This window comes from Rhodococcus sp. NPDC006774 (assembly GCF_040636045.1).
GTDB lineage: Bacteria > Actinomycetota > Actinomycetes > Mycobacteriales > Mycobacteriaceae > Rhodococcoides.
In genome coordinates, this window is record NZ_JBEYIW010000001.1 from 232,617 (window position 1) to 250,574 (window position 17,958).

The window sequence follows — 17,958 nt, forward strand, 5'->3', positions numbered from 1 at the left end:
CCCCTTGGACGCAGCGAACATCGCCTCGGTTCCACAACGTCACCACCGAGAGAGGATCAGCCGCAGTTCGACGGTGCCGGCTCACCTCGGAATCGTGCGTCCACGTAGGCGTAGGCGTCGGGCAGACCGACGAGCGATCCGCTGAAGTGCTCGGCAAGCGGATAGGCCCGAAATTGGACGGTGGCTCCGGCCGCACAGTATCGGTCGACCGTCTCCTTCACAGGCGCGAACGGGGTGATGAAGTCGTTGACCCCCTGCCACATGTACACCGGGGCCGTGGGCACGCCCGGGTAGTCCACCAAGCTGTTCTTCTTCAACACCGCCTGCGCGGAGGGCAACGACGCGATGTCCACGTTCGAGAGATCGCGCGCACTGCGAAACGCTCCTCCGACGATGATGCTGCGCCTGCACTCGTTGCTGACGCGATCCCGCAACGCCAGGCCTGCCGCATTCAGGTTCTCCGAGACGGGAAACTCGGTCGGGTATTCACGCTCGAGCCCGAGTGATGCCGCGAGTGCCATTCCGAACGCGGGGTGCGGAATCGGGCTGTAGCCCAGGTTCTTCGCGATCAATTCGAGGTCGGCCGGAATACCGCCCTGCACGGTGGCCACGATGTTCAGCTCCGGCGCATACGTCGGTGCCATGGCTCCGGCCCACGAGGTCGCCAGTGCGCCACCGGAGTAACCGAGCAACGCGACCGGGCTTTCCTTCAGCGGCAATTGCTCGAAGTTCTGCACCGCCCGAACTCCGTCGAGCGTCAACCGACCCTCGTACTCCGCTGCCCCGTAGGCACCGTTCGGGCCGAGGTAGTCCGGAACTGCGACAGCCCAGCCGCGGGCGACCATGCCGAGGTACAGGCTCGGAGCCTCACCGATCTCGTACGTGAAAAGGCCATGCGACGGAGCACATTTGACACCCAGAGCATTGATCACGGCCTGGTACGACACCAGTGGCGTTCCCGCACCTCTACCTCGGGGCATCAGCACAGTGGTCACCGCGGCAACGGGAGCACCTGCGGAGTTGGTCGATCGGTACTTGAGTTGCCAGATGTCGGTGTTGGGGTACATCCATGCGTCGGCCCGACGGCTGGCGAGGATGTCACCCGGCGCATGATCGGCTATGTCGGCCGGTGCAGCGTAGAAGACGTCCGGATCGGGGATCGTCGGCGCGGGGGTTGCCGAAGATGTTGGCCCCGTTGCGAACAGGGACGCACACAGTGCCACGAGGGTGAAACCCAGGGCAGACATTCTTCTTTTCAAGGCGAGCCTTTCGGTGATTTCTGATCGATCGTCACGGCACTGCGTCACGGCGTTACGGGTAGGGAGAACTGGCTGATCGGATCCGTCGAGGAGAAGGTGACGTCCGCCGGGCCGGGTCCACCGGCGAAGGACGGATCAGACGCGGTGATGACGACGCCGATGCGATGGCCACGGTCGAATCGATGGACGATGCTGGGCAGCGAGATCGTCACCGGGTCCGAGGATCCGGTGAGCACGGCGGGTGCGACGAGCCCGTGAATCGGACTCCGTGCACCGTTCGGTGCGACGTCGAGCACGGTGACGAAGACCGTCGCAGGCCCGGACACCGTGGGGCTGATGGACAGCTCCGGTGAGCCGACCACGTCGACGGATTCGGCGAGCGGCGCGGTAGTCCAGGTCGCGACAGAACCGGGTAGCGAGACCCGCGGCACGGGCAATTCGGCCGCGAGATTCGGGAGTCCGAACGTGGTGGGCATCGACGCACCTGCACCCCGAATCGTCTGCGTCCACGCCCCGTTCGTCGAGTCACCCACGGAAAGCGATCCATTCGACAAGAAGAACGTGCGGCGGGCACCGACCGGAAATAAGTCGGATTCGACGTAGGCCGGCGACGCGACGCCGGTGTAGGGCACCCAGTCCCTGAAGTAGGTGAATGCGGGTCCGCGGTCGACGTCTCGATCCTTGAGGAGTCGGTCGAGCCAGTTGCCCACGAGGGCCGCTTCGTGCTGAGTGAACGGGTCGGGCGCCTTGATGTCGAACTCGCCGGGAGCACCCTTCCGATCGTTGTGTCCCCAGGAGTGCCAGATCATCGATGTTTCCACCCCGCGCGAACGCAAGGTCTCGTAGGTGGCCGCTGCCTCGTCCAGACCGAACAGCGAATCCTTCTGCCCCTGAGTGAGCAGAACCGGAACGTTGACACGATGGAGATAGTCCACGGGTGAGACGTGCCGCATGGCCGCCAGAGTTTCGGGGGCCGGTTCCCGGTTCGCAGCGAACGCAAGTGCCGCGTCGCACACCCACTGGGCATAATTCGGGCAACCCTCCGCCCGCGCCGGATCGACGGCGTAACCGGACGGGCCGGCCAATACCGCACCGGCCGTCAGGAATGCCGAGCCGAAGATGCTCTTGACCGGCCCCACCGGCCGTCGGCCGGTCGCCTCCGGTGCCAGCGAACGCGACAGATCGTTCCAGGTGATCATCGATGCAACCGTGTCCAGCCGCGAATCCATCGACGCAGCGGCCAATCCTGTTGCGCCGGCGTAGGACCCACCGAGGTAGCCGACACGTGGATCACCTGGTCCATCCAGCCGAACCACATCGAGCGCCGGGGCAGCCGTCGTCCGCGCAGGATCGGTGAACACACCGCCGTTGTTGCCGGCGAGATAGCCTATGAGCGACGACGCAGCGATGCCGTCGTAATCGGGATCCGCGAAATAGATCTTGCACGTCGAGCCACCGAAACCCAAGGCCGAGTATGACAGAACAACGTAGCCGTGGGTCGCGAATCTCGCCGCGGCACCCGCTTGGTCGTCCTTGGATCCGCCGAAACCGTTGCTGGTCAGGATGGCCGGAGCCCGGTTGTCCGGTCCCAGACCATCTGGGACGTAGATGTCGCCCACGACGGTGCAGTGTCGATCCCGCTCAGGTCCCACCACGACGTCGAAATATCGAGTCTGCACCGAGAAGTCGCCGAACGATTGCGGGGCCAACACCGGAAGGTCCGCGGCGTGAGCAGGCGTGGAGGCCACGATCAGAGCTGTGGTCGCGGCCACCACGGCGGGTGCGAGCCGTTTCATCGGACGCAGTTGGTCGGCGGTGCGACACCCCGAAACCTGTTGTCCAGGAATGTGAGCGCAGCAGGAAGACCCTCGAACGCCGCCTGAATGTGCTGCGGGGCATGAACGACGTCGAACTGCAGAGTCGCCCCGTTCGCGCAGTACCGTGCGGCCGTGTCGCGCAGGGCACCGATCGGGATCAGGGGGTCGTTGTCGCTTCCCCACAGCAACGTGGGTGCGGTGGGAACCCCCGCATACTTCACCAAACTGTTCTCGTCGATGATCTGCTGCGCTTCCGGGCTGTCCACCAAGGACGTAGTGGTCGAGACCGCCAGTGCGCTCTTGAAGGCTCCGGCGGCAAGGATCACCGGTGTGCACGCGTTCGAGACCTGATCCCTCAACGCGAGACCGGTGGTGTTGAGCTGAGCCGTGATCGGTAGACGGTCGGGGTACTCGCGTTCGAGTCCGAGAGCGGCGGCAAACGCGAGCCCGAATGCCTGATGCGGCGCAAAGCCCAACGCGCGAGCGATGTTGTCCAGATCTGCCGGCACCCCTCCGGCTGCGGCACCGACGATGTTCAGCTCGGGTGCATAACTCGGAGCGAGCGCCGCGGCCCAGGCCGTCGCCATTCCGCCACCCGAATACCCGGCCATTCCGACCGGACCGGCCGACAGTCCGAGTTCGGGAACCCGCTGCGCGGCGCGAATTCCGTCGAGGGTGATCTGCCCGCCCAACCTGGCTGCACCGTAAGCACTCTGGGGTCCGAGGTGGTCCGGCACAGCGACCGACCAGCCACGCACCAGTGCCAGGTTGAGAAACTCACGCTCCTGCACACCGGTCGTCGGATCGGCCCCGAACAACGATTCCGACGGTGCGCACTGCAACCCGAGCGCGTTGACGAACGGCTGATACGACAGCAGAGGCCCACCGGGTGCGCGGTTCGCAGGCGCGAGAACTGTTGTCACAGCGGCGATCGCGTCTCCTCGGGAGTCGGACGACCGATACTGGATCTGCCAGATGTCGGCCCCGGGATACAACGGACTCGAAAAACGCCTGGTGTCAACCACATCACCGTTCTCGGTTCCGGACAGATCCGGCACCGATGCGTACAGGGTGCCGGGTACCGGTGTCGGACCGGTGGGCGCAGCCGACGCGTGCGGTGCAACGACGAACGACATCGACATCAGCCCGACCACGAGTGTCGAGGTCACGAGGGTACGAAGCATGCTGTAACTCTTCTCGATTTCGATCGGCTCGAACGCTCGGTTCGGGTGAGGGGTTCTTCGATTACACTGTTGTGCAGTGGATTTCGTAGTCATTGTGGCACCGCCGTGGAGACAATCGACTGGTCGGCGTCGACGGCCCTGTGAACGCCTCGCGGCAGGGCGGCCGCGACGACGGTGGCCACCGCCATGGTGGCGGCCAACCCGAACAGCACCGTCCGCTGCGACGTCAGGTAGTCGGCGGCCACCGGATCCGAAGGAAGCAGCGCGAAGTACACGGCACCGGTCGTTGCCGTTCCCACGGCCGACCCCACTTGCTGGACCGTCGGCAGAATCCCCGAGGCCGAGCCGAGAGCATGCGGCTCCACCCCGGCCACGATGGTGCTCTGCAGCGGCGCGATCACCGATCCCAAGCCGGCACCGACCAGAACCAACGGGATTGCCATCCACCAAGGGAAGCCGACTCGATCCAGGTAGTCGGTGGTGACGCCGAGGACGAACAGCGATATGCCCATGGCCGCCGCGCCCGCAGCCACGACCCGAGAGTCCCAGCGGCGGAACGACACCGGCGCGGCCACGGACGCGACAACGGCACCGAGTGCAAAGGGAACCGTGATCGCGCCCACGGTCGTCGCGCTGTCCCCCAGGCCGGTCTGCAGTGTCACCGACATCGTCAGGACGAACCCGGTGAACGTGCCGTACACCAGAGCAGAAACAGCGCAGCCCGAGGAGAACCCGCGCTCACCGAAGACCCCGATGTCCACCATCACGTGTGCGCCTGCCGCCCTTCGTCGGCGTTCCCACATGGTGAATCCCGCCAGTGTTGCCAGGCCGATCGCCACGGCGGGCACAGCCGTGACGAAGCTCGAGCTCGCCATGACCGGATAGACGATCATCAGCGCCCCGATCGACCACAGGCCAACCCCTACGGGGTCGAACCGTCCACCGCTTCCGACTCCCGAGAGCTCCGACTCGGGTGGGACGAACCGGCGGCCGAGTGCAATCGCGGCCAGCGCTATCGGGGCGTTGATCAGAAATATTCCTCGCCAGCCTGTTCCGAGGATGTCGAGGTGCAGAAGCAGTGCACCGATGGCCGGTCCGGCGAGTCCGGCCAGCCCTGCAGTGCCGCCGTACAGCGCGAACGCGGTGGTACGCCGCGTGCCGGAGTAGGCGGCGGTCACGATTGCCACCGTTTGAGCCGACATCGCGGCTCCCGCAAGTCCTTGCAGCACCCGAGCGAGAACGAGCAACTCTATGGTGGGCGCGTACGCGCAGAGCACCGACGTCACCGCGAACAGTGCAGTGCCGGTGACGAACACGGTTCTGCGCCCGAACACCTCCCCGGTGCGCGCCATCGTGAGCAGCGCGCAGGCGAATGCGAGCAGGTACGCCGTCGGTATCCAGACCTGCTGCGCGCCCGATGCATCCAGATCCCGGCCGATCGACGGCAATGCCACGGTGACGGCGGTGACGTCGATCATCTGCATCGTGACCGCCAGTAGGCAGGCGCACAGCGTCAGCCACGACCCGCGGCGGCGGTGTGTCATACCCTGCTGACGTCCGTGAGCTCGTGCGCGAACACGCTCGCGATCTCCGGCGTGTAGTCACCCGATTCGACGACGGCCGTGAAGATCTCGAATATCTTGGAGAAGTACAGGTCGATCGATCGATCGGCCTCGTCGGTGCCGGGATACAGAAACTCGACACCCGTGTGGTCCTCGAAGCGGTTGATCCACATGAAGACTTCCTCGGAGCTGCCGCGGTTTCCGTACAGGCCGGCCCCCGCTGCATCCAGTTCGGCTTCGCCCGGCAGCTTCCGAACGTCGACGTAGGAGATCATCGGCGCGGTCCAGCCCGGCTGCGTCGTGATTCCGTGCTCCGGCAGCGCCAGTTCGAGTACCCGGTGGTAGGAGGTGTTCGCCAGCAGCTTGCCGGAGTCGAATGCCTGCTGCGCGAGGACCGCGAGGGTCAGGAACGTCGGCTTCGCACCGAGATCGAAGCGCACGGGAATCAAGCTCGAATACCATCCGATGGAGGCGAATTCGCCCGGCGTCGACCGAGTGCTCTTGGGCGTCAAGCCCAAGTAGCTGCTTCGGCCGGCAAGCTCGTACTCCGCCAGGGCCGCCGCGGCGAAGATGCCTCCGATGAATTTTGCTCCCACTCCCGCACATGCTTCGTCGACGGCCCGGGCTTTGGCGCCGTCGAACAGTGGGAACGAGCTGTGCGACGTCCTGGTGTAGTCGATACTGCTGCGTCCCAACGGAAGTGGGAACGTCGGAAGATCGCCCCCGTTGTCGGTGACCAAGTCGATCCAGGTCCGAACCGCAGGACTGTCGAGAGTCGTCGCGTCGCTCTCGAGGCGTTCGCGCTGGCAGTACTCGAGGTAGCTGCCCGGGGTGAACAGTCCGTCGGACTCCCCTGTCACCGCGTTGCGATACAACTGGCGCAGTTCGTAATACGTCAGTGCCTGCGAAATACCGTCGGTGTCGAGGTGATCGACCGCCGCGTACACCACGAAGTGGTCGTCGTGTTCGATCGTGCCGAACGAGAAGCAATCCCAACTGTCGGGACCGGGAGTGCTGTCCTGAACGTGACGCCGAATGGCCTCGGAGTCCGAGGGAGTGCCGAAATCGGTTGGTTCGAGCACGATGTCGGCGACGTCGACCAGGTGGCGCGTCGCCCCCTCGGCCGTCGTGGAGAACCAGCTGCAGAAGGAATCGTGTCGGGTGACGAACGTGTTGAACGCCCGGCCCATCGCCGCGCGGTCCAACGTGCCCTCGATTCGGAACGTCACGAGACACAGCCGGGAGAAGCGGAACGACGAGCCTCGGTTGCGGAACGCGGCCTCGAGATACGCCTTCTGGATATGGGAAGGGGGTGCCGGGTGGGCAGGCGCAGCCGCGGCAGCTGCTCGCGAGGAGACGGTGGGCGACCACGTGGTGAGCGGTCCTGGAGCTGGCTTCCACTCGTCGATGAGTCCGAATGCGACCACGACACAACCTTTCGAAGGAGACAGAGCGATTCGACGCGGTGAGTGCGTCGGAGGAGTCAGTGGATCATTCGGGCCGAATCGAAGAAACCCCGGCGACGAGCATTTTGGAAAATCGACAAGGATTCGCGGGATACCTGTGTCAGAAATGAGGAATCGTCAACGTTGTTGTCGATTGCAGCCATTCGCTCTACCGTCGGTGACACACCGCGCCCGTCGGACTCCTTGTCGTGCGCACCTCCCACGAAGTCAGGAACGGTTGATGCTCAGTCGATTTCGTCTTCGGGAGGCGACTGTCTCGGCTCTCGGCGTCGTCGTGACCGTCGTCGTCCTCGTGTCGAGCTCGGCTGCTGTGGCGTCAGCAGAAACGGAGTCGTCGATCGTCGCCGTGGACAGCGCCGGTGCGCGCCGGGACGTCGTGCAGGTTCACTCCGCGGCGATGGATCGCGATATCACCGTCGACGTATTCCGGGCAGAGGTGCGCGGTGCGCCCACTCTCTACCTGCTCAACGGCGCAGCCGGTGGAGACGGCGGCAGCAGCTGGTTCGACCAGACCGACATCGCCGGATTCTTCGGTGACAAGAACGTCAACGTCGTCGTGCCTCGGGGAGGTGCCGCCAGCTATTACACCGACTGGTTGAAAGACGACCCGGTTCTGGGCCGAAACAAGTGGTCCACCTTCCTCGGACTCGAACTCCCGCCGCTGATGAACGAACTGCTGGGCGGCAACGGCATCAATTCGGTCGCCGGTATCTCGATGGCGGGAACATCCGTCCTGCAGTTGGTGATCGCCCATCCTTCGGTGTATCGCTCGGTCGCGTCGTTCAGCGGATGTGCGCGCACATCCGACCCGGTCGGTGCGATGTACGTCAGATCCGTCGTCGAAGCCCGCGGCGGCGGATCGACCACCAACATGTGGGGACCTCCCGGTAGTGACGGCTGGGCGGCAAACGACCCCTACGTGCACGCAGAAGGTCTGCGCGGCACCGCCGTCTACATCTCTAGCGGTACCGGAGCGCCCGGCGCTTTCGATGTGCCCGGTGGACCCGGCATCGGAAGCGACTACGGCAAGCTCGCGCAGCAGCTGGCCGTCGGCGCGGTCATCGAAGCGACCACGGACAACTGCTCACGTCAGATGCAGCAGCGACTGCAAGAACTCGACATCGCCGCCACGTACAACTTCCGGCCCACCGGAACCCATTCGTGGGCCTACTGGGAACAAGATCTGCACGACGCGTGGTCGGTGATCGCGCCGTCCATGGGCCTGCCGACGGGCACCCGCTGAATCCACGACGTTCGCGCGACAACGAAGGAAATTCGATGAAACGATTCGACGCTGTCGGCACACCCGCTCTTGCCGCCACATGGGTCCGACCCCCGTGGCCGCTCGCGGAGATCGTTCGGGCCAAGCGCGGCCGGACCGTGTCCGTTGTGCTCCCGGCGCTCGACGAGGAAGACACCGTCGCCGGCGTCGTCTCCTCGATGACTCCGCATCTGGGCGGCTTGATCGACGAGGTGGTGGTTCTGGATTCGGGGTCGACCGATCGCACAGCGCAACGGGCACGCAGTGCAGGGGCCACAGTGGTCTCGAGGGAGGAGGCGCTCCCGGGCACACCCGTTGTGCGCGGCAAGGGTGAAGTGCTGTGGCGAGGGGTGGCGGCCACCTCCGGCGACATCGTCGTGTTCGTGGATTCCGACCTGGTCGAGCCGGGCTCGCACTTCGTTCCTTCGCTGGTCGGCCCGTTGTTGATGACAGAGGGCCTGGAGCTGGTGAAGGGCTTCTACCGCCGGCCGCTGACGATCGGCGACAGCACGGACGAGGACGGCGGTGGCCGCGTCACTCAACTGACGGTGCGGCCCCTGCTGACCGCACTGGTGCCGGAACTCGCGGGAGTGTTCCAGCCGCTGGGCGGCGAATACGCCGCCACCAGGCAATTGTTGGAGTCCCTCCGGTTCGCCCCGGGCTACGGAGTCGAAATCGGTCTGTTGTTGGACACCTATCACCGGCTCGGCGCGAGCACGATCGGACAGATCGGCCTCGGGACCCGTCGGCACCGGAACCGGCCGACCTCCGAACTGGCCGTCATGAGCCGCCAGATCGTCGCCACGATGTTCTCGCGGCTCGGCCTGACCGACTCGGGAGCCGGTTTCACGACGTTCGAGACGTCCGGAAATCAACTCTCCACGAAGATCGCACCGCTCTCACTCGTCGACCGCCCACCGCTGATCACGCTGGACCAGTACACCCGCACCGCCCGACGTCATGCGATGAGCCAGCCCGTCTGATACGAACGCACCCCCCACCGTCGAACATGGTGAGGGGTGCGAGCGTCGAACTGCGGAGCTACTTTCCGGTCTCCGCGGCGCGCAGGTCCTTGCGCAGAATCTTGCCGGCCGCGGACTTCGGGACGATGTCGATGAACTCGACGCGTCGTACCTTCTTGTGCGGCGACACGCGCTCGGCGACGAAGGCGATGATGCCCTCCTCGTCGATGGTGGCACCCTGCTGGCGGACGACGAATGCCTTGGGGATTTCTTCGCCCTCGTCGTCGAGCACACCGATGACGGCGGCGTCGGCGATCTCCTCGTGCGTGAGCAGCAGAGCCTCGAGCTCGGCCGGGGGCACCTGGTAGCCCTTGTACTTGATCAGTTCCTTGAGGCGGTCGACGATGTAGACGACACCCTCGGGATCGACGACGGCGATGTCGCCGGTGTGCAGGTAACCGTCGGAGTCGAGGGTTTCCGCGGTGGCGGTGGGGTTGTTGAGGTACCCGACCATCACGTTCGGTCCCTTGACCCACAGCTCACCGGGCTTGCTCAATCCCTCCGTGGGCAGGTCGATCTCCTCGAGCGTGCCCGGGTCGACGAGCTTGTTCTCGGTGTTCGCCAGCGGCTGGCCGACCGAGCTGAGCGGCATGTCGTCGCGATCGAACGGGATAGCGTGGCTGACGGGGCTGAGCTCGCTCATGCCGTAGCCCTGACGCACGCGAGTGTTCAGACGCTTCGCGACGGCCTTGCCGAGCTCCTCGTCCAGCGGAGCCGCACCCGAGAAGATGGTGTGCACGCTGGAGAGGTCGTACTGATCGATCAGCGGATGCTTGGCCAGCGCGACGGCCACCGGCGGTGCGATGAACAGGTACGTCAGCTTCTGGTCCTGAATGATCCGCAGGAATTCGACGAGGTCGAACTTCGGCATCGTCACCAGATGCGCGCGCAACTTCAGCGCGATGTTGAGCAGCACCGTCAGGCCGTAGATGTGGAAGAACGGCAGCAACGCCAGGATCGCGTCGTCGCTGTCGATACCCACGCGCGGTTCCATCTGCGCCACGTTCGCGACGAGGTTGCGGTGGGTGAGGATGACGCCCTTCGGCACACCCGTCGTACCGGAGGAGTACGGCAGCACTGCGACGTGCGTGGCCGGATCGAAGGAGACCTCGGGGGCCGGTGCGCCCTGGGTGAGCAGGTCGCGCAGATTCGGGTGGCCCTCTGCGCCGTCGAGCACGATGACGTGATCGGCGTCGAGGCCGACCTTCTCCGCAGCAGCCTTGGCCTGCGGGTACAGCGGGGAGACGGTGAACAGGAACTTCGCGCCCGAGCCGGTGAGCTGCTTGGCGATGTCCTCGGCCGTGTACAGCGCATTGATGGTCGTTGCGGTTCCGCCTGCGCGCAGGATGCCGTGCAGCACCGACGCGAACGCGGGCACGTTCGGCGAGTGGAGTCCGACGACGTCGCCGACCTCGAGTCCACGTGCAGCCAGAGCGCCTGCGATGGCGTCGATCTGACCGATGAGCGACTTGTAGGTGGTGACCGCACCCGACGTTCCGTCGATCAGTGCAGGCTTGTCGAGGTCGGACTCGGCGATCGATCCGAACAGGAAGTCGTAGACGCTGAGTTCGGGAATCTCGACATCGGGAAAGGGACTGCGGAAGCTCATGGCTCTCCTTCGAAAAACTGCGGCAACAATGACCGAACCCTACAGTGAAAGCGGTCACAACGGACAGCGACCCTACCGCTGAGTCAGGTAGTGCGGGCGCTAACTTCGCGACGCATACGGTTTACCGGCTGCGGCCGGTCCTCGGACGTGGCCCACCAGGCCCGCGACAGCGAAAATGGTCACCACGTAGGGCAACATCAGCATGAATTCGCTGGGCACGGGCGAGCCGATGATGCCCAGGACGTTCTGCAGGTTCGACGCGAATCCGAAGAGCAGTGCGGCCAACGTCGCGCGTACCGGATCCCAGCGGCCGAAGATCACGGCGGCGAGAGCGATGTAGCCGGCACCGGCCGTCATCTCCTTGCCGAACGCGCCGACGGAGCCGAGGGTGAAGTACGCACCACCGAGTCCGGCGATGGCACCGGCGAGGCAGACATTCCAGAAGCGGGTGCGTGCGACGTTGATTCCGACGGTGTCGGCAGCTTGCGGGTGTTCACCGACGGCACGCAGTCGCAGACCCCATTTGGTGTGGAACAGCCCGGAGAAGACGAGCGCCACGGCGATATACATCAGGTACACGATGAGGGTCTGACGAAACAGCACCGGGCCGAGAATCGGTATCTGCGAGAGCACCGGAATGTCGATGCGCGCGAACCGGGGTGGCGAGTTCAGTGTCTCGGCGTTCTTGGTGAGCACCACCGAGTACAGGAAGCTGGTCAGCCCGACGACCAACACGTTGAGCACCACACCCACGATGACCTGGTTGACGAAATAGCGGATCGAGAACACGGCCAACAGAGACGCGGTGAGCGCCCCGGCGATCAGTGCCGCCAGTAGCGCGACGTACGTCGAACCGGTGATCGAGGCGACGACGGCGCTGACGAAAGCTCCTGCGAGCAACTGACCTTCGATGGCGATGTTGATGACGCCGACGCGTTCGGAGATCACGCCGCCCATCGCGCCGAAGATCAGTGGAGTACTCAGAGCGACTGCGCCGATGAGCAATCCGGGCACCGGGATGGTCTCGCCGTCGGCTGCCCAGGCCAGGAATCCGAACACGAACAGCACCGCGAACACGGCGAGCAGCCACAGAGGCGTCGAGCGGTACTGCGAGGCGAGCAGCGACGCGTACGCGGTGATGACGGCCAGCAACACGACCACGACGAGACCGGTGCCGAACGACGGCACGCCCACGGCAGGCAACGCGAAGAAGTCGTCCTCCGATGCCAGCGCGAATGTGCTTGTACCCGAACCCCTCTGGACGACGAACAACACCAGGGCGAGCAGTGTCACGACCCCGAGGATCGACGGAACCTTCCAGCTACGACCGAGTACCGCCTCGGCGGGGGCGTCGACGGACGTGGTCACAGTGCACCCACCTTCGCGGTCTCGGCCTTCGCGAGCTTCTCTTCACCTGGTTTGGGTAATCGGAACACGGCTCGAACCAGTGGCGGTGCGGCGATGAACAACACGATCACCGACTGCACGACGAGCACGATGTCGATGGGTACGCCTTCGGCCGCCTGCATGGCGAACCCGCCGGCCTTGAACGCGCCGAACAGGATTCCCGCGAAGAACACGCCCCAGGGTTTCGATCGCCCGAGCAGGGCGACGGTGATGGCGTCGAATCCGATGCCGGCGTCGATGTCCGCACTGAAGCCCGTGGTGACGGTGCCCAACACCTGTGCCACACCGGCCAAGCCGACGAGCGCACCCGACAGAATCATCGCGTACAGGTAGATCCGGTTGACGTTCATACCGGCGACGCGCGAAGCGTGCGGGTTCTCGCCGACGGCGCGGAAACGGAATCCGAGGCTCGATCGCTCGAGCAGCCACCACACCGCGATCGTCACGAAGATCACCAGTACGAAACCGAGGTGCAGGCTGTAGCGGTCGCCGAAGAGCTTGGGGAACACCGCAGTCGACGCGATGGGCGCGGTCTTGGGATTGTTCGATCCCGGTGCCTGCAGAGCACCGGGAGTGCGCAGCAGGTACGCGACGAGATAGAACGCGATGTAGTTGAGCATGATGGTGACGATCACCTCGTGGGCGCCGGTGCGCGCCTTGAGGAATCCGGCGATGCCGCCCCACACTGCGCCGCCCAGGACTCCGGCGAGTACGGCCACCAGCAGGTGGATCCCCGCAGGCAGGTTCACTCCGAATCCGACCCAGCCTGCGCACGCAGCGGCGATGAGCATCTGGCCTCGGCCACCGATGTTGAACATGCCGACGCGGAAGGCCAGTGCCACACCGAGTCCGGCGACGATCAGCGGAGTGGCGAAGGTCAGCGTCTCCATCAGCGGCCGGATGCCGTTCTCGAATCCGGGACGCCGGAAGTTGTACACCGAACCCTGGAACAACGAGGAGTACGCCCCGGCAACGGAATCCCAGATCGCCTTCAGCATGTCCGAGGGACGGGAGAAGAAGTACCCGGCCGATTCCTGCACGCCCGAGTTGGTGGCGGCGATGAGCACCGCACCCACGATCAGCGCGAGGAAGACTGCGAGAACCGAGATGATGGCGCTGCCGGTGAAGATCTGCCGCAACACGACATGAGACTTCGACGGTTGCTGAGATACCGACGGCTGCTCGGCCTCACTCACTGCGCTCACCGCCCATCATCAATCCGAGTGTTTCGCGGGACGTATCCCCGGGGACGATTCCCACGATTGCTCCTCGATACATGACGGCGATGCGATCGGCCAGTGCGGCGACCTCATCCAGTTCGCTCGACACCACGATGACCGGGATCCCCGAGTCTCGGGTGGCGACGATGCGTTTGTGCACGAATTCGATGGATCCGACGTCGATTCCGCGAGTAGGCTGCGCCGCGACGAACAGTCGCAGATCGCGGCTGAGTTCTCGCGCGAGCACCACCTTCTGCTGGTTGCCACCGGAGAGGCGGCCGACGGCGGTGCCGATTCCCGGTGCGCGAACGTCGAATTCGCTGAGCTTCTCCGAGGCGAACTTGTCCAGATACTCGCGTTGCACCGCGCCGCGCCGCACGAACGGCATGCTGTTGGAGCGATCGAGCATCAGGTTCTCGGCGATGGAGAATTCGCCCACCAGTCCGTCGACGGTGCGGTCCTCGGGGACGAAGCCGACGCCTGCGTCGAGCACGTCCTGCACCGTCGACCCGACGAGTGAGTTGCCATCGAGGCTGATCGTGCCGGATACGTTGTCCTGCAACCCGAGCAGGGCTTCGACGAACTCGGTCTGACCGTTGCCCTGCACGCCTGCGATGGCGAGGATCTCTCCCGCCGCGACTTCGAGGCTGACGTCGTCGACGGTCTTGTTGCCCTGTGCATCGAACACCGACAGGTTCTCGATCACCAGTGCCGCATCCCCGGGCGTGGCCGGGTCCTTCGAGACGGTGAGCTGCACATCGCGTCCCACCATCAGTGCAGCGAGCTCGGTGTTGCTGGCGGTCGGCTTCGCTTCTCCGACGACCTTGCCGAGCCGGATGACGGTGATCTTGTCTGCTACTTCGCGTACTTCGCGCAGCTTGTGGGTGATGAAGACGATCGTGGTGCCCGACGACGCGAGTTCCCGCATGATCCGCATCAGATCGTCGGTTTCCTGCGGCGTCAGGACGGCCGTCGGCTCGTCGAACACGAGCACCTTGGCCTCACGAGAGAGTGCTTTGACGATCTCGACCCGCTGCTGCACGCCGACGGGAAGGTCGTCGACGAGAGCATCGGGATCGAGGTCGAAGCCGAACCTCGCGGATATCTCCCGCACCAGCTTCCGCGCTGCCACGAGGTCGAGTCGTCCACCGAGCGAGGTGGTTTCGTTACCGAGCACGATGTTCTCGGCAACGGTGAACACCGGAATCAGCATGAAGTGCTGATGCACCATGCCGATCCCAGCAGCCATCGCCTCGCCGGGTCCGGCGAAATTCTGCTCGACGTCGTCGAGCAGAATCTGGCCTTCCTCGGCGCGATACAGGCCGCTGAGCACGTTCATCAACGTGGACTTGCCTGCACCGTTCTCGCCGAGGAGGCAGTGGATCTCGCCGGATTCGACGCTCAGATCGATGTGGTCGTTGGCGATCAACGAGCCGAATCGTTTGGTGATACCGCGAAGTTCGAGCTTCATATCCCTTTACGACCGCTTGGTGCTACTTGGGTGCCGACGGCGACTCGACGGTGATGGACCCGTCGATGATGCCGGCCTTGATCGTGTCCAGCTCGCCCTGCAGTGCGGGGTCGACCTCGGACTCGAAGTCGTGGAACGGTGCGATCCCGACTCCGTCGTTCTCGAGCGTGCCCACGTACGGGGTGTTGTCGAACGCATCGGCACCGGAGTTGGCGACGACCTCGTCGACGCTGGTCTTGAGTCCCTTGGTCACCGACGTGAGCAGCAGGTCACCGACCGAGGGGTCGGATTCGAAGACGTCGGCGTCGGCACCGATGAGGGCGACGGGACGCGAGGAGTCGCGAATGGCCTGTGCCGCACTCTGATAGATGGGACCGCCGACCGGGAAGATGACGTCCGCGTTCTGGTCGATCAGACCCTGGGCGGTGTTCTTCGCGACCTCGTTGGCGGTGAATCCACCGGTGAACGAACCGTTCTGCGAGGGCACGTCCCAGCCGATGACGCGGACTGCCTGGCCCTTCTGCTCGTTGAAGTAGTTCACGCCGTCGGCGAACCCGTCCATGAAGATGGTGACGGTCGGCAACTGGGAGCCACCGAACGTACCGACCACTCCGGTCTTGCTGTAGCTCGCGGCCGCGTAGCCGGCGAGGAATGCGGACTGCGACGCGTCGTAGGTCAGCGGCTTGACGTTCGGCAGATCGATCGTGGAGTCGTCGATGATCGCGAAGTCGATGTCGGAGTTGGCCTCGGCTGCCACCTTGGTGGCGTCGGCCAGATCGAATCCGACGGTGACGATGAGGTTGCAGCCCTGATCGACGAGGTTGTTGATGTTGGGGCCGTAGTCGGTGGGCGACGCGGACTCGACGGTGCGTGGCTCGACGCCGAGCTCTTCGGATGCTTCGGTCAAGCCCTCGAACCCGAGCTGGTTGAACGACTTGTCGTCGAATCCGCCACTGTCGGAGACCATGCAGGGCAGGAAGTCACTCGATCCGCCTCCGCCCGATCCTTCGTCTTCGGGGGCAGATCCACAGCCTGCGATCAGGGCGATGGCACCGAGCGACGCGACGCCGCCGAGTGCTGCCTTCCGCGTACTCGTGCGGGTAACGAATGACAAGATGTCCTCCAATTTAGATGTACTTCGTCTGGGTCGGGACGCTACTCGCGCGGGCGAGGGTGCGCAGGATTTCACTCAGGTGTCCTTGTTCGGCACAGCCTTGTCGGGCTCGGCCTTGTCGGGCAAGCTGCCGCCTTCACGGAGTATTCGTGCTTCGTCCTCACGCACCATCACTGCCGGCCCCGCTGCCACCACCGAGGGGTTCGGCGGAGTACCGGGCTTGAACACGTTGAAGAATACGTTGAGTACCACCGCGACGATGCTGGCGGCACTGATTCCGGAGTGGAAGATCGTGACGAACCAGTCCGGGAACTCGTCCCAGAAGTCGCTCGCGACAACAGGTATGAGACCGAACGCCAAGGTCACCGCCACGATGACGACGTTCGAGTTGTTGTCGTAGTCGACCTTGCCGAGGGTGCGGATCCCGCTGGCGGCGACAGTTCCGAACAGCGCGATGCCGGCGCCGCCGAGGACCGGAAGCGGGACGACCCCGACGACGGCCGCGAGAATCGGCGAAAGGCCCAGCAGCGCAAGCACGCCACCGCCCATCGCGACGACGAAGCGGCTCTTGATGCCGGTCATCGCGACCAGGCCGACGTTCTGCGCGAAGGCCGTGGCCGGGAAGGTGTTGAAGATCGGGGCGACGGCAGAGGACACCATGTCGGCGCGCAGGCCGTCGCCGACGCGCTTGGAGTCGACGTCGGTTCCGACCACTTCACCGACGGCGAGAATGTCGGCGGTGGTCTCGACCATGATCACCAGGATGACGATGGTCATCGACAGGATCGCGCCGATCGCGAAGATCGGTGAGCCGAAGGCGAAGGGGGTCGGGACGGCCACCACGGATGCGTCGGCGACGCCGTCGAAGTCGGTCTTGCCGACGATCAGTGCAGCGACGGTGCCGACCACGAGTCCGAGCAGGATCGACAGCCGTGACAACCCCGGAATCTTTGTCATCACCAGCACGGCGAGGAGGGTGAACATCGCCAGTCCGATGTTGCCGGGATCGAGGTAGTTCGGGTTCGGCGCACCGCCCACCATCTCTTGGCCGGTGATCCAACGTGCGGCCACCGGCATCAGCGACAGTCCGATGACGGTGATGATGCTTCCGGTCACCAGCGGCGGGAAGAACCGAACGATCTTGGAGAAGAACGGAGCGATGGCCAAACCGATCAGCGCGGCGACCAAGACCGCTCCGAGCACCGTGCGCAGTCCGGTTCGTCCGTCCTCCGCGCTACCGATGATCGTGAGAACCGTAGAGACCGACGCGAACGAAATGCCCTGTACGAGCGGCAGTTGCGAGCCGAAGAACGGGATGCCGATCGTTTGCAGCACAGTGGCCACGCCACTGACGAACAGTGCGCAGGAGATCAACAGTGCTTGATCGGCCCCCGAGAGTCCGGCTGCTCCGCCGACGATGATCGGAACGGCGATGACGCCGCCGAACATCGAGAGAATGTGTTGCAGACCGTAACCGAACATCTGCAACACCGGCGGGCGAGCGTCCTCTGGCCTGGTCATGGGTGTCAGGCTAGGAACCGGACGTTACGGGCAGCGACTCCGACC

Annotated in this window: 13 protein-coding genes; 2 read left to right on the top strand and 11 right to left on the bottom strand. The window is 64.7% G+C overall.

Annotated elements, in window-relative coordinates; translation table 11 throughout:
- Positions 1-56: 56 nt before the first annotated feature.
- The 5 genes from ABZ677_RS01195 to ABZ677_RS01215 form a co-directional block, all read right to left on the bottom strand.
- On the bottom strand, positions 57-1,247 hold the full coding sequence (locus ABZ677_RS01195) for a lipase family protein (protein ID WP_358366280.1): 1,191 nt from the start codon (positions 1,245-1,247) through the stop codon (positions 57-59).
- Between the two features lie 56 nt (positions 1,248-1,303).
- The gene (locus ABZ677_RS01200; protein ID WP_358366281.1) at positions 1,304-3,055 is read right to left on the bottom strand and encodes a CocE/NonD family hydrolase; all 1,752 of its coding nucleotides are present in this window, start codon (positions 3,053-3,055) and stop codon (positions 1,304-1,306) included.
- Entirely contained in the window at positions 3,052-4,260 is a 1,209-nt protein-coding gene (locus ABZ677_RS01205) for a lipase family protein (RefSeq protein WP_358366282.1), read from the bottom strand. The genes ABZ677_RS01200 and ABZ677_RS01205 overlap by 4 nt, the downstream gene beginning before the upstream one ends.
- A gap of 89 nt (positions 4,261-4,349) precedes the next feature.
- Entirely contained in the window at positions 4,350-5,804 is a 1,455-nt protein-coding gene (locus ABZ677_RS01210; RefSeq protein WP_358366283.1) for an MFS transporter, read from the bottom strand.
- Positions 5,801-7,249: a condensation domain-containing protein gene (locus ABZ677_RS01215; protein WP_358366284.1), complete on the bottom strand. Its 1,449-nt coding sequence runs from the start codon at positions 7,247-7,249 to the stop codon at positions 5,801-5,803. Before ABZ677_RS01215 ends, ABZ677_RS01210 begins: the two co-directional genes overlap by 4 nt.
- 259 nt (positions 7,250-7,508) lie before the next feature.
- On the opposite strand from ABZ677_RS01215, the gene ABZ677_RS01220 reads away from it, so the two are divergent.
- Positions 7,509-8,531, top strand: coding sequence for an alpha/beta hydrolase family protein (locus ABZ677_RS01220; RefSeq protein ID WP_358366285.1), 1,023 nt, complete (start codon positions 7,509-7,511; stop codon positions 8,529-8,531).
- Between the two features lie 35 nt (positions 8,532-8,566).
- A complete protein-coding gene (locus ABZ677_RS01225; RefSeq protein ID WP_094741198.1) occupies positions 8,567-9,532 on the top strand; it encodes a glucosyl-3-phosphoglycerate synthase in 966 nt (321 codons plus the stop codon).
- A gap of 58 nt (positions 9,533-9,590) precedes the next feature.
- Here the strand turns inward: ABZ677_RS01225 and ABZ677_RS01230 are convergent, their stop codons facing one another.
- The 6 genes from ABZ677_RS01230 to ABZ677_RS01255 form a co-directional block, all read right to left on the bottom strand.
- On the bottom strand, positions 9,591-11,180 hold the full coding sequence (locus ABZ677_RS01230; protein ID WP_094632690.1) for an AMP-binding protein: 1,590 nt from the start codon (positions 11,178-11,180) through the stop codon (positions 9,591-9,593).
- Positions 11,181-11,279: 99 nt separating this feature from the next.
- Complete coding sequence (locus ABZ677_RS01235; RefSeq protein WP_358366286.1) at positions 11,280-12,548, bottom strand: ABC transporter permease; 1,269 nt, start codon at positions 12,546-12,548, stop codon at positions 11,280-11,282.
- Entirely contained in the window at positions 12,545-13,792 is a 1,248-nt protein-coding gene (locus ABZ677_RS01240) for an ABC transporter permease (RefSeq protein WP_358366287.1), read from the bottom strand. Before ABZ677_RS01240 ends, ABZ677_RS01235 begins: the two co-directional genes overlap by 4 nt.
- On the bottom strand, positions 13,776-15,278 hold the full coding sequence (locus tag ABZ677_RS01245) for an ABC transporter ATP-binding protein (RefSeq protein WP_358366288.1): 1,503 nt from the start codon (positions 15,276-15,278) through the stop codon (positions 13,776-13,778). Before ABZ677_RS01245 ends, ABZ677_RS01240 begins: the two co-directional genes overlap by 17 nt.
- Before the next feature lie 22 nt (positions 15,279-15,300).
- Entirely contained in the window at positions 15,301-16,392 is a 1,092-nt protein-coding gene (locus ABZ677_RS01250; RefSeq protein ID WP_230596128.1) for a BMP family ABC transporter substrate-binding protein, read from the bottom strand.
- Between the two features lie 75 nt (positions 16,393-16,467).
- A complete protein-coding gene (locus ABZ677_RS01255; protein WP_358366289.1) occupies positions 16,468-17,913 on the bottom strand; it encodes a nucleobase:cation symporter-2 family protein in 1,446 nt (481 codons plus the stop codon).
- Positions 17,914-17,958 lie beyond the last annotated feature (45 nt).

Excerpts from the sequence above, each read along its gene's own strand:
- ABZ677_RS01195 (WP_358366280.1), bottom strand. The coding sequence starts at position 1,247 with ATGTCTGCCCTGGGTTTCACCCTCGTGGCACTGTGTGCGTCCCTGTTC.
- ABZ677_RS01200 (WP_358366281.1), bottom strand. The coding sequence starts at position 3,055 with ATGAAACGGCTCGCACCCGCCGTGGTGGCCGCGACCACAGCTCTGATC.
- ABZ677_RS01205 (WP_358366282.1), bottom strand. The coding sequence starts at position 4,260 with ATGCTTCGTACCCTCGTGACCTCGACACTCGTGGTCGGGCTGATGTCG.
- ABZ677_RS01210 (WP_358366283.1), bottom strand. The coding sequence starts at position 5,804 with ATGACACACCGCCGCCGCGGGTCGTGGCTGACGCTGTGCGCCTGCCTA.
- ABZ677_RS01220 (WP_358366285.1), top strand. The coding sequence starts at position 7,509 with ATGCTCAGTCGATTTCGTCTTCGGGAGGCGACTGTCTCGGCTCTCGGC.
- ABZ677_RS01225 (WP_094741198.1), top strand. The coding sequence starts at position 8,567 with ATGAAACGATTCGACGCTGTCGGCACACCCGCTCTTGCCGCCACATGG.
- ABZ677_RS01230 (WP_094632690.1), bottom strand. The coding sequence starts at position 11,180 with ATGAGCTTCCGCAGTCCCTTTCCCGATGTCGAGATTCCCGAACTCAGC.
- ABZ677_RS01245 (WP_358366288.1), bottom strand. The coding sequence starts at position 15,278 with ATGAAGCTCGAACTTCGCGGTATCACCAAACGATTCGGCTCGTTGATC.
- ABZ677_RS01255 (WP_358366289.1), bottom strand. The coding sequence starts at position 17,913 with ATGACCAGGCCAGAGGACGCTCGCCCGCCGGTGTTGCAGATGTTCGGT.